Origin of the sequence: Kitasatospora sp. NBC_00458 (genome assembly GCF_036013975.1) — a bacterium.
Taxonomy (GTDB): domain Bacteria; phylum Actinomycetota; class Actinomycetes; order Streptomycetales; family Streptomycetaceae; genus Kitasatospora.
In genome coordinates this window covers 7,052,714-7,065,884 of the sequence record NZ_CP107904.1, presented here as the reverse complement: position 1 = coordinate 7,065,884, position 13,171 = coordinate 7,052,714, and the positions used below count along the sequence as shown (strand labels likewise).

The 13,171-nt window shown below is 73.0% G+C and carries 14 protein-coding genes and 3 pseudogenes; 9 read left to right on the top strand and 8 right to left on the bottom strand.

Going from position 1 to position 13,171, the window contains the following annotated elements:
- Nucleotides 1-155 precede the first annotated feature (155 nt).
- A complete protein-coding gene (locus OG550_RS28790; protein ID WP_327682397.1) occupies nt 156-830 on the top strand; it encodes an SRPBCC family protein in 675 nt (224 codons plus the stop codon).
- An 89-nt stretch (nt 831-919) separates the two neighbouring features.
- A complete protein-coding gene (locus OG550_RS28785; RefSeq protein WP_327682395.1) occupies nt 920-1,426 on the top strand; it encodes a DUF2199 domain-containing protein in 507 nt (168 codons plus the stop codon).
- 48 nt (nt 1,427-1,474) lie between these two features.
- On the opposite strand, the gene OG550_RS28780 is transcribed toward OG550_RS28785, so the two are convergent.
- Nucleotides 1,475-3,271 (bottom strand): immunity 49 family protein, encoded by a 1,797-nt coding sequence (locus tag OG550_RS28780; protein WP_327682393.1) that lies wholly within the window; start codon nt 3,269-3,271, stop codon nt 1,475-1,477.
- A 133-nt stretch (nt 3,272-3,404) separates the two neighbouring features.
- Nucleotides 3,405-4,085 carry a TetR/AcrR family transcriptional regulator gene (locus OG550_RS28775; protein ID WP_327682391.1) on the bottom strand — a complete coding sequence of 227 codons (681 nt, stop codon included), beginning with the start codon at nt 4,083-4,085 and terminating at the stop codon, nt 3,405-3,407.
- A 127-nt stretch (nt 4,086-4,212) separates the two neighbouring features.
- Between OG550_RS28775 and OG550_RS28770 the strand changes: the two genes are divergently transcribed.
- From OG550_RS28770 to OG550_RS28760, 3 genes are all read left to right on the top strand, one after another.
- Nucleotides 4,213-5,250, top strand: coding sequence for an aldo/keto reductase (locus OG550_RS28770; protein WP_327682389.1), 1,038 nt, complete (start codon nt 4,213-4,215; stop codon nt 5,248-5,250).
- A 90-nt stretch (nt 5,251-5,340) separates the two neighbouring features.
- The gene (locus OG550_RS28765) at nt 5,341-5,856 is read left to right on the top strand and encodes a GNAT family N-acetyltransferase (RefSeq protein WP_327682387.1); all 516 of its coding nucleotides are present in this window, start codon (nt 5,341-5,343) and stop codon (nt 5,854-5,856) included.
- Nucleotides 5,853-6,188 (top strand): hypothetical protein, encoded by a 336-nt coding sequence (locus tag OG550_RS28760; RefSeq protein ID WP_327682385.1) that lies wholly within the window; start codon nt 5,853-5,855, stop codon nt 6,186-6,188. Before OG550_RS28765 ends, OG550_RS28760 begins: the two co-directional genes overlap by 4 nt.
- A gap of 89 nt (nt 6,189-6,277) precedes the next feature.
- Here OG550_RS28760 and OG550_RS28755 read toward each other — a convergent pair whose 3' ends face one another.
- Nucleotides 6,278-8,089 carry a CocE/NonD family hydrolase C-terminal non-catalytic domain-containing protein gene (locus OG550_RS28755; protein WP_327682384.1) on the bottom strand — a complete coding sequence of 604 codons (1,812 nt, stop codon included), beginning with the start codon at nt 8,087-8,089 and terminating at the stop codon, nt 6,278-6,280.
- Between the two features lie 263 nt (nt 8,090-8,352).
- Between OG550_RS28755 and OG550_RS28750 the strand changes: the two are divergent.
- Nucleotides 8,353-8,514 (top strand): annotated as a pseudogene (locus OG550_RS28750) (IS5/IS1182 family transposase); the annotation flags it as partial.
- Between the two features lie 109 nt (nt 8,515-8,623).
- On the opposite strand, the pseudogene OG550_RS28745 reads toward OG550_RS28750, so the two are convergent.
- A pseudogene (locus OG550_RS28745) lies at nt 8,624-8,859 on the bottom strand (transposase); the annotation flags it as partial.
- An 18-nt stretch (nt 8,860-8,877) separates the two neighbouring features.
- On the opposite strand from OG550_RS28745, the gene OG550_RS28740 reads away from it, so the two are divergent.
- Together OG550_RS28740 and OG550_RS28735 are read left to right on the top strand one after the other, a co-directional pair.
- Nucleotides 8,878-9,039 (top strand): hypothetical protein, encoded by a 162-nt coding sequence (locus OG550_RS28740; RefSeq protein WP_327682382.1) that lies wholly within the window; start codon nt 8,878-8,880, stop codon nt 9,037-9,039.
- A 109-nt stretch (nt 9,040-9,148) separates the two neighbouring features.
- Nucleotides 9,149-9,388 (top strand): annotated as a pseudogene (locus OG550_RS28735) (GNAT family N-acetyltransferase); the annotation flags it as partial.
- Between the two features lie 186 nt (nt 9,389-9,574).
- Here OG550_RS28735 and OG550_RS28730 read toward each other — a convergent pair.
- The 4 genes from OG550_RS28730 to OG550_RS28715 form a co-directional block, all read right to left on the bottom strand.
- Entirely contained in the window at nt 9,575-10,543 is a 969-nt protein-coding gene (locus OG550_RS28730; RefSeq protein WP_327682380.1) for a DUF4331 family protein, read from the bottom strand.
- 104 nt (nt 10,544-10,647) lie between these two features.
- Nucleotides 10,648-10,887: a DUF397 domain-containing protein gene (locus OG550_RS28725; protein WP_327682379.1), complete on the bottom strand. Its 240-nt coding sequence runs from the start codon at nt 10,885-10,887 to the stop codon at nt 10,648-10,650.
- A gap of 94 nt (nt 10,888-10,981) precedes the next feature.
- The gene (locus OG550_RS28720; RefSeq protein ID WP_327682378.1) at nt 10,982-11,170 is read right to left on the bottom strand and encodes a DUF397 domain-containing protein; all 189 of its coding nucleotides are present in this window, start codon (nt 11,168-11,170) and stop codon (nt 10,982-10,984) included.
- The gene (locus OG550_RS28715) at nt 11,167-12,048 is read right to left on the bottom strand and encodes a helix-turn-helix domain-containing protein (RefSeq protein WP_327682376.1); all 882 of its coding nucleotides are present in this window, start codon (nt 12,046-12,048) and stop codon (nt 11,167-11,169) included. The genes OG550_RS28720 and OG550_RS28715 overlap by 4 nt, the downstream gene beginning before the upstream one ends.
- A gap of 126 nt (nt 12,049-12,174) precedes the next feature.
- On the opposite strand from OG550_RS28715, the gene OG550_RS28710 reads away from it, so the two are divergent.
- The gene (locus OG550_RS28710) at nt 12,175-12,687 is read left to right on the top strand and encodes an ATP-binding protein (RefSeq protein ID WP_327682374.1); all 513 of its coding nucleotides are present in this window, start codon (nt 12,175-12,177) and stop codon (nt 12,685-12,687) included.
- Nucleotides 12,688-13,171 lie beyond the last annotated feature (484 nt).

The window sequence follows — 13,171 nt, the reverse complement described above, 5'->3', positions numbered from 1 at the left end:
CTAGAGGCCCAAGGGTTGGTTAGAAGCTATCACGCAACCCGTTGCCCCTCCCCTCCCTTGTGCGTTAAAACTTCTAACGAACGCATGAGCATCTAGCTCAGCGCGGGAGTGCGGGGCCCGGGCCCCGCACTCCCCCGACCACCCGAGGGGAACCCATGTCCGGCACCCGCAGCACCGGCACCCACGCCGCCCGCCTCCGCGCCGCCCTGATCGGCGTCCCGCTCGCCGCCGCCCTGCTCGGCACCGCCGCCGCACCCGCCGGCGCCGCCACCCCGGCGCACGCACGGCCCCTCACCTGCCAGGGCAGGGGCGTCGACCCCGACGCCCCCGTCCGCCACCGGACCGGGATCGTGATCGACGCGCCGCTGCGCACCGTCTGGGGGCTCCAGACCGACGTCGAGCGCTGGCCCGCCTGGCAGGCCCCCGTCCGGACGGTGGAGCGCCTCGACCGCGGCCCCCTCCGCAAGGGGTCGGCGTTCCGGTGGACGACCCCGCTGCCGCCCAACCCCGCGACCCCCGCCACCGGCCTGGAGATCACCTCGACCGTCCGGCAGGTCGAGAACGGCTCCTGCCTCCGCTGGACCGGCCCCGCCGAGGCCGAGGGCCTGCGCATCGACGGCGTCCACGTCTGGCGGTTCACCGCGATCCGCGGCGGCGGCGTCCGCGTCACCACCGAGGAGACCCACGGCGGCCCCCAGGTCGAGGCGAACGTCCCGTTCGCGACCGAGGTCCTCCGCCAGGGGCTGGAGTCGTGGCTGCTCGACCTGAAGGCCGCCGCCGAGGCCCGCGCGCACGGCGGCGGCGACGACGGCCACGGCCGGGGGCGCTGAGCGCCCGGCCGCGCGGCCCCCGGGCAGCCCGGGGGCCCACTCCCCGGGCACCCGGCGGGACCGCCGACCAGCGCGTTAGGCTCTGGCCCATGCCTGCCGACCACCACCACACCTGCGCCTGCTGCGCGGAACACCTGGACGGCCCGCCGCTGTCCTACGGAGCCGCGGCCCCGGAGGGCTGGAAGCCCCGCTACGCCCGGCGCCGCGACAGCGAGCTGACCCCCGACCAGTGCATGATCAAGGGCCGGGACTTCTTCGTCCACGGCCTGGTCGAGATACCGGTGCGCGACAGCGGCGACACCTTCTCCTGGGGCGTCTGGGTCTCCCTCAGCGAGGCCAACTTCGCCCGGACGCACGACCTGTGGGAGGACCCGGCACGCGAGCAGGAGCCCCCGTACTTCGGGTGGCTCTTCACCGAGCTGCCGGCCTACCCGGAGTCGACGTTCATGCTCAAGACCCACGTCCGCACCCGCGCCGTCGGCCTGCGCCCGCTGATCGAGCTGGAGCCCACCGACCACCCGCTCGCGGTCGAGCAGCGGGAGGGCATCACCGCCGCCCGCGTGCAGGAGTTCGCGGACCTGCTCCTCCGGGGCTGACACCCCGGAGGAGTCCGGCGGCCGGGCCCTCCCCCGCGGGGCCGGGCACTACCGCCCGGAGCCCCGGAACGGCTCGGCCGCGGCCAGCACCCGCGGCGGCAGGTACGGGGACTCGACCCTGATCCGCCAGCCCCTGCGCCGGGCGTGGCAGGCGAGCCCCAGCACGCCGAGGTCGAGCGCCGAGTCGCAGCCGTCCGCGCGGTCGGCGACGAGGTAGTGGTCGCGGTGGGCCTCCAGCGCGTCCGCCAGCGCCAGGTTGAAGCCCTCCTCGTCCCCGTCGACCAGTTGGGAGAAGAGGACGACGGGCGGCGGGAAGAAGCCCCAGTCCTTCCCCTGCCGGACCTCCGCGAGGGCCCGCTCCGTCGCCGGCACCGGGTCCTCGGCCCGGAGGTAGTCGTGCAGGGCCTCCGGGTAGGAGGCGAACGCCGAGCGGGCGGCGCCCTCCGGGAGGGCGACGGCGGGACCGGCGTGGACCAGCGGGGCGAGGTCCTCGCGCGCGCCGGAGATCAGGGCGAGGGAGACCGCCCTGCACCAGGCCCAGGGGCCCATCTCGTTCCGGTCCCGGGTGGCGGGGTAGCGCAGCGTCCGGCCGTCGATCGTCACCTCCACCTCGCCGCCCGGTTCGGCGAGGGCGGTCCGGAACACGGTCGACGCCATCCGGGAGGCCCGGCGCAGCGTGGCGATCTCGCGCTCGCCGACGTCGTCGGCCTGCGAGGCCCGGGTCTGGAAGGACATCTCCTCGTAGCGCGCCGTGCTCGCCAGCCGCCAGACGGCGAGCGGCTCCCCGTCGACCGGGGTGAACGCCTCCTCCGCCTGCCGGACGAGGAACTCCTCGGCGTCCGGGGAGACGGGCAGCGGCCCGCCCGGCCGGTCGACCGCCAGGGGCCCGGCGGCCAGGGCGGCGACCGCGTCCGGGCGGCGGTCCCGGCCGAACGGTCCGACGCGCGGGCCGGGCGTCTCGAAGCCGGTGACCAGGGCGTGCGGCAGGTAGTCGGTGTCGACGGCCGGCCACCAGCCCGGGCCCCGGTAGGCGAGGGCGGCGAGCGCGAGCGGGACCAGCGGGAGCAGGCTGCCCGGCCGGGCGCCGGGGCCGGAGAGGGCGCTCTGCCGGAGCAGCAGGCCGGACAGTCCGGCGTCGAACTCCTCCCGGTCCCCGGCGACGAGGGCGCGCAGCGTGCGCAGGGCGGCGGCGTGCGGGCGGTCGAGCAGGTCCTCGCCGGTCGCCTCGCCGCGCCTGCGGATCCGCTCCAGCGCGTCGTCGACGGCGGCGAGCCGCTCCCGCGTGCTCGGCGGGTAGGAGGCGTCCTCGTCGTCCAGGACTCCGACGGCCTGGGCGAGCAGGCCGGTGGCGAGCTCGGCGACGGGGTCGCCGGCCCGCACCGCGCCGAACTTCTGCCGCGCGAAGCAGAAGGCCTCGCCGTGGTACTCGGCCTTGTCCGAGAGGATCGCGAGGCAGAACGCGTCGACCCACTCGTGCGGGAGGACCTCGTTCCGGCCCTGCCCGTGGTCCCGGTCGCCCGGCTCGTAGCTCATCCCGAAGTTCACGTAGTCGAGGAAGACGTGGAAGTCGACGTGCGGGAAGTAGGCCGCGTACGCGACGGCGCCGGCGGCGGCCTCGGTGGCGTCCTTGAGGACGGCCCTGGCCTCGGGCAGGTCCAGGGCGGGCCGGTCGGCGGAGAGCGCGCCGAGGTACTCCAGGAACTCCTCGGCGAGGTACTGCCATTCGCCGGTGGTGATCGGTCCGGCCTTCGACAGGGAGCGGACCTCCCGTCCGATCCGGTTCGTGAAGTCCTCGCGCGTCGCCGAAAGCAACGCCTCTCCCACCCGGTGACGCTCTATCCGCACAGCCCCGCTCCTTGCTCACTGAACTGTCCGTCAGCCTACGGGCGCGGTCGGACACCCGGCCGTCCGGGCCCGTCGCAGCGGCCGGGAGCGAAGCCGGGACCGGGGCCTGGAACGGGGCCTGACGGTGGAACGGCTACGACCGGGGCTGCGGCCGGAGGTAGGCGCCCGCGCGGGCGGCGGCCGCGGCGGCGTCGGCGGCGCGGTCGGCGGCCGCCTCGTCGAGGGGGTCGGCGGTGGTCAGCATCCGGTAGTAGAGCGGGGCCGAGACGGCGCGGACCACCTCGGCGGGGTCGGTGCCGGGCGGCAGTTCGCCGCGCTCGACCGCCTCGGCCACGCACGGCGCCCACTCGGCGACCCGGACGCGGTAGAAGCGGTGCAGCGCCGCGGCGGCCGCCCCGTCGCAGGTGGCGGCGGTGAGCACGGCGCGGAACAGCGCGCCCTGGCGCGGGTCGGCGAGGGTGCGGGCGACGAGCCGGGCGTTGGCCCGCAGGTCCCCGCCGAGCGAGCCGGTGCGGGCGCGGGGCAGGGACTGCTCGGCCATGTCGGCGAGCAGGTCGGCCATCAGCGCGCCGGTGGAGCCCCAGCGGCGGTAGACGGTGGTGCGGCCGACCTCGGCCCGGCGGGCGACGTCGCCGAGGTCGAGCCCGCCGAAGCCGGTCTCGACGAGGGCGTCCTCGGCGGCGCGCAGCACGGCGGCGCGGACCCGGGCGGTGCGGCCGCCGGGGCGCTGGGTGCCGGGGGTGCCCGGGGCGTCGGGGGTGCCCGGGCTGTCGGGGGTGCCCGGGCTGTCGGGGGTGGTGCTCTCCGAAGTCATTAACGGGATTCCTGTTCCGTTAGTGGCGGACACGGTGCTAGGGTCAAGGCATCTTAACGGAACCAAAGTCCCGTTAGCGGATCTCCTGTGCACACCAGGGCCGCCGGGGCGCGGAGGGAGCACCACCATGGAGTACCGCCGGCTCGGGGCGTCCGGTCTCACCGTCCCCGCACTCTCGCTCGGCACCGGCACCTTCGGCGGCCGCGGCCCGCTCTTCGGGGCCTGGGGCAGCACCGACGCCCAGGAGGCGCGCCGCCTGCTCGACGTCGCCATCGACGCCGGCCTGACCATGTTCGACACCGCCGACGTCTACTCGGACGGCGCCTCCGAGGAGGTGCTCGGCCAGGCGGTCAAGGGCCGCCGGGACAAGGTGCTGATCTCCACCAAGGCCGGGCTGCCCACCGGCGACGGCCCCAACGACGCCGGCACCTCGCGCGCCCGCCTGATCACGAGCGTCGACACCGCCCTGCGCCGCCTCGGCACCGACTACCTCGACCTCTTCCAGCTGCACGCCTTCGACGCCGCCACCCCCGTCGAGGAGGTGCTCGCCGCCCTGGACGACCTGGTCCGTGCCGGGAAGGTCCGCTACACCGGCGTCTCCAACTTCTCCGGCTGGGAGCTGATGAAGTCGCTCGCCGCCGCCGACACCCACAGCCGCCCCCGCTACGCCGCCCACCAGGTCTACTACTCGCTGATCGGCCGCGACTACGAGTGGGAGCTGATGCCGCTCGGCAGGGACCAGGGCGTCGGCGCCCTGGTCTGGAGCCCGCTCGGCTGGGGCCGGCTCACCGGGAAGATCCGCCGGGGCGCCCCGATCCCGGCCGGCAGCCGCCTGCACGACACCGCCGACTACGGCCCGCCGGTGGACGACGAGCTGCTGTACGACGTCGTCGACGCGCTCGACGACGTCGCGAAGGAGACCGGGCGCAGCATCCCGCAGGTGGCGATCAACTGGCTGCTGCGGCGGCCGACCGTCTCGTCCGTCATCATCGGCGCCCGCAACGAGGAGCAGCTCCGGCAGAACCTCGGCGCGGTCGGCTGGGAGCTGACGGAGGAGCAGGTCGCCCGCCTCGACACCGCGAGCGCCCGCACCGCCCCGTACCCCTACTTCCCGTACCGCCGCCAGGAGGGCTTCGCCCGCCTGAACCCGCCGCTGGCCGGCTGAGGGGCCGGGGAAGCGGGCGGGCCCGCCGGTGCCGCTGCCCGGCCGAAACCCGGTTGTCGGAGGGCCGTCACCTCGGGCAGAGTCGCCCGCATGATCGAACTGCGCGCACTGACCTCCGACGACTGGCCGCTCTGGCGCGAACTGCGCCTCGCCGCCCTGGCCGAGGCCCCCTACGCCTTCGGCTCCACCCTCGCCGCCTGGCAGGGCGAGGGCGACCGCGAGGAGCGGTGGCGCTCCCGTCTGGAGATCCCCGGCGCCCGCGACCTGGTCGCTTTCGTCGACGGCGTGCCGACCGGCATGGCGAGCGGCGTGCCCGGCGAGGACGCGGACGGGAAGCCGGACCCGGCGAGCGCCGAGCTGATCTCGATGTGGGTCGGCCCGGCCGCGCGCGGGCGCGGTGTCGGCGAGCGGCTGGTCGCCGAGGTCGAGGCCTGGGCGGCCGCGCAGGGCTACACCTCCCTCCGGCTGGCCGTGATGCCGGACAACGACCGCGCCATCGCCCTCTACGAGCGGCGCGGCTTCACCGACACCGGCGAGGAGGGCGACCTCCTCCCGGACGGCGTCCGCCGCGAGCGCGTCCTCGCGAAGCCGGTGAGCGCCGGATGAGCGTGCCCGCGCCGCGACCGGCGCAGCAGGCACCGAGCGTCCACGTCATCGACGTGGACGCCGTGGACGCGGACCACCTCGCGGTCGTCGTGCGGTGCATGGCGCCCATGCGCCTCGGCGCACGGTTCCACTGCACGAACCGGCGGGGTGACGCGGTCGAGCTCTCCCTCGTGGAGATCCGGCGCCACCCCGCTGTCACGGTCGACGAGCTGGATCCGCCGCACAGCGCCCGCCTGCTCCTCGCCGGGGCGAGCGCGGGGCTCGGCGCCGGTCCGGACGGTGTCGACGTCCGGACCGGGGACGTCCTCCTCGGCGTCCAGCCGGCCGCCTGACCGGAGACGCGGGACCCGGCCGCCGGAGCGGGCCGGCGCCGCACAGCGCCGGCCCGCTCCGGTGCGACCGCGGTCGCGCACCCCGACGCTCAGCCGAGCGGCAGGTCCAGGTAGGCGGCCGCACCCTCGGCCGCCGAGGTGACGGTGGTGGTGCTGCCCTCCGTGCCGGCGAAGGAGTACAGCTGGTCGCGGCTGTTGACCACCAGGGTCAGGCGGTGGCCGTCCGGCAGGTCGTAGGCCACGGGCTGGAGCCGCCAGTGGACGGTGCGGTCCTCGTTGGGCTGCAGCTCGGCCACCGTGAACGGCTCGTGGGTGATGATCCGGGCCGTACCGTCCGGCGCGACGTCGAACAGGTAGGCCACCAGGGTGGCCGCGTCCGCGGTGCTGCGGACGTTGAGCCGCAGCGTCGCCGCGCCGCGGATGCGGCGGCCCACGCCGTCCTGGCCGGTCAGCGGCTCGCTCGACCAGAGGAGCAGCTGCTGGCGCTCGAACTTCGCCAGGTCGTAGATCTTGGGGTTGCCGTACCACTCCTTCTGGCCGGTCTGCAGGAGGGCGTCCACCGCGGTGGCGGTGGTCAGCTCACCGGCCGTGAAGTCCCGCGACCAGTCGCCGGCCGGCTCCACGGTCAGCGCGCCGTCGCCGGAGCCGCCGGTGGCGGTGGGGTACCAGCGCTCGCTGCCGGTGGTGACGTCCTCCCAGGTCGCGTGCTCCTCGCGGCGGGCCGGGGCGGTGATCAGGTTGCTGCCGCCCGGGACCGGGGTGGTCCGGTAGGTGAACAGGACCTGGGTGCTCACCTGCGCCCCGGCCGACACCTCGTTGTCCTTGCCCAGCAGGTGGTGGTCCAGCCAGTCGTAGGCCTCCCGGATCGGCTCGCGCAGGCCGGGGAAGGGCAGGCCGGTCGGCAGGCCGGCCAGGCCGGGACCCTCGGGGGCGCCGTGGTCGCCGATCCACAGGTTCAGCCGCTTCGGCACGGTGAGCCGGTTGAAGTGGTCGATCGTCTGGGCGGCCGGGAACAGGGTCTCGTGCCAGGTGTTGGAGACGAAGGTCGGGATCCCCCGCGCGTTGGTGACGTCGGCGTAGGCCTCCGGGGACCGCTCGGTGCCCCAGGCCACCACCTCGTCGAGGTTCCGGCCGTTCAGGAAGTCCGTGAGGATCCGGCGGGCCTCCTCGTCGAACTTCTCCTCCAGCGTGCCGCCGGTGAAGGCGATCAGCGCCTCCACGGCCTTGAGGTGCTGGGTGCCGTTGTCGTACAGGCTGGTGGCCAGGTTGCCCCAGGTGCTCAGGGCGACGACGGCACTGACCCGGTTCTCCGGGTCGTGCGCGGCGACCAGCTGGCTGATCCCCGAGCCGTAGGACTCGCCGAGGAAGCCGATTCCGTTCGGCGCGAAGTGCTCCTGCGCGTAGTCGAGCACCGTCGACCCGTCGGCCCAGTCTTTGGGCCCGGCGACGTCGATGTAGCCCTCGGACGTCGAGACGAGCCCCGGCGTGCCGAGGCCCCGGGGCGTGTAGGCCAGCACGTGGTAGCCGCGCTGCGCCAGCGTGAGGTACGAGTAGAGGAACGGCAGCCAGCCGAAGGGGTTCCACCCGGCGGGCAGGACCACGAGCGGGCGGCGGTCCTCACCGCCCAGCTTGATGGAGAAGGCCGACAGGCGGACGCCGTCCGCGGCCACGATCCGCGGGACGCCGATCGTGGCACGCTGCCGGATGCCGTCCACCAGGGTCGACAGCTCCGCCGGGAGAGTCCCGCCGGTCTCGCCCAGAAGGGCGGCGAGCAGGGCCTCGGCCGTGTCGACGGCGGCCTGGTTGACCTTCAGGTCGGGGCCCCAGAAGCCGTTGGCCGCGATGTCGTTGAGCGTCGCGTCGGTGATCGACGGAGTCGGCTCTCCACCGGATGCAGTCATGCGGAACCACCCTCAGTTCGGTAACGGATACGGGATCCCGGGGGCAGACCCCCGGAGGCGGCGCGGGACGCTCCGGCCCGGGCGGGCACGGCCCCGCAGGCGCCGAACGACATCCTTGTCACCGTGGGCGCGCGGAAACTGATGCCGCTTCATATTCACTGGGAGGAGTGAAAATACGACTGATCCCGCGGCGATTCCCCCACGCGACGGCGTGAGCATGCTAAGAAGACACGTCATTTGGGTGGGTTGAGTAGACGCCGGGTGTGCTGATCGTTGAGCGACTGGTGCCGGACGATCTGTGGGAGTTGTTCCAGTTGGTGGTGCCGGACGCTCCGGTGCGCCCGCAGGGTGGTGGCCGGCAGCGCCACGGGGATCGCGAGGTGCTGGCGGCGATCGTGTTCCCAGTGCCGAAGGGTCCGCCTGGACGTCGAGCGTGATGTTCTTGTCGGCCAGACTCCGGGTGGCGACGGCGGGATAGTCGCCTGGAAGCACCAGCCCCTCTCGCTGTCCATCGCAGACGTGCGCATCAGTCGACCAGGCGCGGTTCGCGCGAGAGGAATACGCCCTGTCTCCCCGCACCCGCAGCGGGCGAGTCGGGCGAGCCCGTGGCCGGCCAGCACCGGGCCTGGGAACCCGGATCGCTTTCAGGACCGGCTCGAACTGAGGACTGTCGCCCGCCGGCCTGCCGTGACCAGCAGCGACAACGGCTTCCGGCCCTGCTCGCACGCCAGATGGATCTTCGTGGTGAACCCGCCCCGGGACCTGCCCAGACGGGTAGGCTCGTAGGTATGGGAATTGACTGGGAGAACATACTCGGCGCAAGCGGTAACGGCCTCGACGATGCCTACGACAGCGCGGTCTCCGCGGTCATCTACAGCGATGACCCGGGGGAGGACCGTCTGCCACTCCCAGTCGGCGAAGAGTACGACGACACAGACGGCTTGCGCTGAACCGAGCGCACGCACGAAACGCCGCGGCATGCCGCGGCGTTTCGCCGTCTCAGAGATCGTGTCAGGTCAGGGGTCAGTCAAGAGGCGGCCGAGCTCGACTCTGCGGCTCGTCGCCGCCTTCACCGAACTCGTCATCCCCGGCAACGGCACAGGTGACGGGCAGCACTACGGCACGGGGGTGCTGCCCGAGCACCGAGGTCACGGCCTCGGCCGATGGATGAAGGCCGAGTCGATCCGACAGGCCCACAGGGACCATCCGGACCTCGGTGGCCTCCTGACCGACACCGCCGACAGCAACGCGCACATGCGACGGGTCAACGACGGTCTCGGCTACACACCCACGCACACGACACATCCCGACGGCGCCACCGCCCATGGGAAACGCCTGGATGCGAGCATATCGAGGGCCCGGACGGCAGCCGTCAGGAGCGGAACTCGGACCCCTGGCAGCCCACTTGCCGATTCGCCGCCACTCCGTGCACACGGCGGTGCCGCCCGGCCGGGTGGACGGGCGGCAGTGGGCGGGTGGGGGCGGCTAGCGGGCCGGGTGGGGGTGGCCGAGGTGGGGGAAGACGGGGAGCAGGTCGGCGTGCGGGGGGATGTGGTCGGAGGTGATCTTGCCGCCCGAGACCAGGGCGAGGCGCGCCGAGGTCACGTCGTCGGTGAGCGTGCGGCCGTTGGGGTAGGCGGCCGGGCGGGAGCGGTCGTAGCGGAGGACGTCGGGCAGGACGAGCTTCAGCGTCTCCGTCGCGGCCTCGGTCGTGTAGTCGCCGGTGTGCTGGAGGACCGCCGTCCACGGCTCCCGGTACTTCTCCCAGTCGTCGGCGGGCTCGCCCGCGTTGTACGCGTCCTTCACCTCCTCCGCGTTGAAGTACGCGGTCAGGGACGGGTGGGCGCCCCGGTCGACGGAGAGCAGTTGCCCGTCGACGTGCAGGCTCACCCGCGCCCAGACGCCGAACTCGGGATCGGTGCCGAGGTCCGAGTCCGGGACTTCCAGGGCGATGCCGAGGACGTTGGCCTCCGCCATGGCGTCCTTGCCCGTCCAGGTGAAGTTGTCGACGATCCCTTCGAGGTCGGCGAAGAACGGGTCGCTGCGCAGGCCGACGGAGAGCCGCCGCCCGTCCGCCTCGGCGATGTGCGGGGTGGGGCCGAACGCCACCGGGACGTCGGCGAACAGGACGTCGCCGCCCGCCTCGTGCTTCTGGGCGGCCGCGCCCGTCGCCCGCCGGACGGTGACGGTCTGGCCGCCCGGGGAGTCGGGGGCGGAGAAGGTGAACGAGTAGGCGACGTCGGCACGGTGGTCGCCGTCGGTGTCGACGTTGAGGCGGTAGACGGCGTCGGGGTGGAACGCGGCGCCGGGGACCGTCGCGTACGGGTGCGCGTCCAGGATGAGGACGGTCCGGCCGGGGGCGCCGGCCGCAGGGAAGGCGAACAGGTCGGTGAGGTCGAGCCGGGCGTCGCTGCGCGGCGAGCGGAGGTTCGGACCGCTGAGGTGGTGGGACATGGCCGCAGTGCTACCAGGACGGCCGGTACAGGACGGGGAGGACACCCGTACAGACCGCGGCCGTCCGCCGGATGGCGGACGGCCGGAGGTTCGGTGAGGGTAGGTCAGGCAGTGGCGCGGGCGAACGAGACGAACGCCTGCCAGGCCGCCGGGGAGAAGGTGAGATGGGGGCCGGACTTGTCCTTGGAGTCACGCACGAGGACGGCAGCAGTCGTCTCGGCAACCTCGATGCACTCGGCGCCCTCATTCGTGCTGTAGCTGCTCTTGTGCCAGGCGATCTCGACACAGTTCGCGTCTTCGTTGGTGCTATAGCTGCTCTTGATCCACACCGGTTCGATGCTCATGGACTCCCCCTGCCGGAGAGAAGCGGACAGCACCACGACGGTACGCCGGTGGCCCGCCACTGAACAGCGGCGGGCCACCCGGAGGAGCGTCGACTCAGACCTCGACGGACGCGGCAAGCTGGACGAACGCCTGCCAGGCCGCCGGGGAGAAGGTGAGATGGGGACCGGACTTGTCCTTGGAGTCACGCACGAGGACAGCGGCGGTCGTCTCGGCTACCTCAACGCACTGGCCACCTTCGTTGCTGCTGTAGCTGCTCTTGAACCATGCCAGCTTCGTGCTCATCGTTCTCCCAGCATCTTCTCGATCAGGGACAGGGACTCTTGAGGAGTGAGCGCCTGCGCCCTGAGGGTGCCGTATCGCGCATTCATGATACGGACTTCCTCCTGATCCGTGATCAGGCGACTGCTCTGCTGGATCTCAACGTAGCCGTTCTGCGACCGCCCCTTAGGGGTGATCAGCGTGAACGGGCCACCCATACCGGGATGCTCGAATCGCTCCAGCGGCATCACTTGAAGCGTCATCCCCCGAGTCCGCCCCACCGCCATTAGGTGCTCCAGCTGTCCGCTGTGCACACCCCATCCCCCCAACGGCCTATGCAAGACGCTCTCGTCGATCACCCAGCTGAAGATCGCCCGGGGCCATCGACTCAAGACCTCCTGTCGCGCCAATCGCGCGGCCACACGCTGCTCAATGATCTCCTCAGTGAGCAGCGGCTGTCGCATGCCATAGAGGGCACGCGCGTGCGCCTCGGTCTGCAGCAGGCCAGGAAACACCAAGGTGCTGTACTCGTGGATCTCCACCGCCTCCGCCTCCAGGCCCGCATAGTCGCGGAACCACGCGGGATGCCGCACGCGGGCCTTGGCCTTCGCCCGCTGGACGTCATCCTTCGCAACGTTCAGCAGCCCTCCCGCGTTGAGGAGTTTGTCCGCTGCTTCCAGCAACTCCGGCTGCGGGGTGCGCTTTCCCCGCTCGACCGCGCCGATCAGGGCCTCGGTGTAGCCGACATGGCCGGCCAGTTCCTTCTGCGTCATGCCCGCGCGCTCCCGCAGCAGCTTGATCTGCTTGCCGAGTGCGCGGAAGAAGTCCGACACCTCCGTGAGGTCCTCGGCCAACTCCGGCCGCGCCTCGCCGCTTTCTCCGCCACCCCGTACGTCACCCACTGCGACCACCCCTGTTTCAGGTCACGCCCAACAGTCCGAACAGGCAACCGTGCGCACGCCTACAAGTACTCTCCGTACTCACCGGGTGCCTGGTCAGCGTACTTCCGGGCCAGCACGATTTCCCTCATGAAGTCCGAATTCCCCCTCGACAACGCCGCGCCGCGCGCCCACTCCGCGCTCCTCTCCTCCACCCCCAAGGGAGCTGCGATCTGCCGCCGGATCGCCAGACAGCAACTGTGCTCCTGGGGCGTCAACTCCCTCTCCCCCGAGGGCTATCACTCCGCCCTCCTGATCGTCGCCGAGCTGGCCGCGAACGCGTCCGTGCACGGGCGCACCCCGGGGCGCGGGTTCGAACTGGCGCTCACCCTCACCACCGTGCGCCGGTCGCGCACCACCGTGCTCCGCATCGAGATCTCCGACTGCCGGGGCGACCGCCACCCCGTCCTCCCCGCCACCTGCTCCGCGGACGCCCAGTCGGGCCGCGGCCTCACGCTCGTCGACGCCCTCGCCGACCGCTGGGGCACCCTCCCCCGCCACCCCAACTCCAAGACCGTGTGGGCCGAACTCGACCTCACCGCCCCCCACTTCTCCCCCACCGCCGCGACCGAGCCGAGCGGCGCCGCCCATGCCGCCGCCTGACCGTCACCGCCGGTCGGCCTCGGCCCCACCTCCCACCAACACCGGCACCGGCACCGGCACCGGCACCGGCCCTGCCGCCGCGACCGCCTACACGCTCCTCCCCTTCGCCCTCCTCCTCGCCCTCGTCGCCTGGGCCTACCCCGTCCTCAGGCACCACCACCCCCTCCCCCGACCCGCCCCCACCGCCTCGCCCCCAGCACCCCCGTCCGCCCCCAGTCCCTGACCGCCGCACCCCTACGACGTCCGCCGCCCCTACGGCGCGCAAATCCCGCCCCGGACCGTATTCGCCACGCGGGCAAGGAAGTTCACATTCTTCGACAAGAGGGCGGATTGGGCCTTTGGTCCCCTCTTCCCACCCGATCTCCGCGAGGTGTTCCCACCGGCCCTTCGACTGTGCCAAGGTCTCTACAGGGCACCGCCCCGGGCACAGCGCGTCATCCCCCGTACGCACTGTCCCCGGGGCGGGTCCTGCCAAGCAGCGGCC

What these genes read in the sequence shown, in the direction of transcription:
- OG550_RS28790 (WP_327682397.1), top strand. Translation starts at nt 156, where the DNA reads ATGTCCGGCACCCGCAGCACCGGCACCCACGCCGCCCGCCTCCGCGCC.
- OG550_RS28785 (WP_327682395.1), top strand. Translation starts at nt 920, where the DNA reads ATGCCTGCCGACCACCACCACACCTGCGCCTGCTGCGCGGAACACCTG.
- OG550_RS28775 (WP_327682391.1), bottom strand. Translation starts at nt 4,085, where the DNA reads ATGACTTCGGAGAGCACCACCCCCGACAGCCCGGGCACCCCCGACAGC.
- OG550_RS28770 (WP_327682389.1), top strand. Translation starts at nt 4,213, where the DNA reads ATGGAGTACCGCCGGCTCGGGGCGTCCGGTCTCACCGTCCCCGCACTC.
- OG550_RS28765 (WP_327682387.1), top strand. Translation starts at nt 5,341, where the DNA reads ATGATCGAACTGCGCGCACTGACCTCCGACGACTGGCCGCTCTGGCGC.
- OG550_RS28760 (WP_327682385.1), top strand. Translation starts at nt 5,853, where the DNA reads ATGAGCGTGCCCGCGCCGCGACCGGCGCAGCAGGCACCGAGCGTCCAC.
- OG550_RS28755 (WP_327682384.1), bottom strand. Translation starts at nt 8,089, where the DNA reads ATGACTGCATCCGGTGGAGAGCCGACTCCGTCGATCACCGACGCGACG.
- OG550_RS28740 (WP_327682382.1), top strand. Translation starts at nt 8,878, where the DNA reads ATGGGAATTGACTGGGAGAACATACTCGGCGCAAGCGGTAACGGCCTC.
- OG550_RS28730 (WP_327682380.1), bottom strand. Translation starts at nt 10,543, where the DNA reads ATGTCCCACCACCTCAGCGGTCCGAACCTCCGCTCGCCGCGCAGCGAC.
- OG550_RS28725 (WP_327682379.1), bottom strand. Translation starts at nt 10,887, where the DNA reads ATGAGCATCGAACCGGTGTGGATCAAGAGCAGCTATAGCACCAACGAA.
- OG550_RS28720 (WP_327682378.1), bottom strand. Translation starts at nt 11,170, where the DNA reads ATGAGCACGAAGCTGGCATGGTTCAAGAGCAGCTACAGCAGCAACGAA.
- OG550_RS28710 (WP_327682374.1), top strand. Translation starts at nt 12,175, where the DNA reads ATGAAGTCCGAATTCCCCCTCGACAACGCCGCGCCGCGCGCCCACTCC.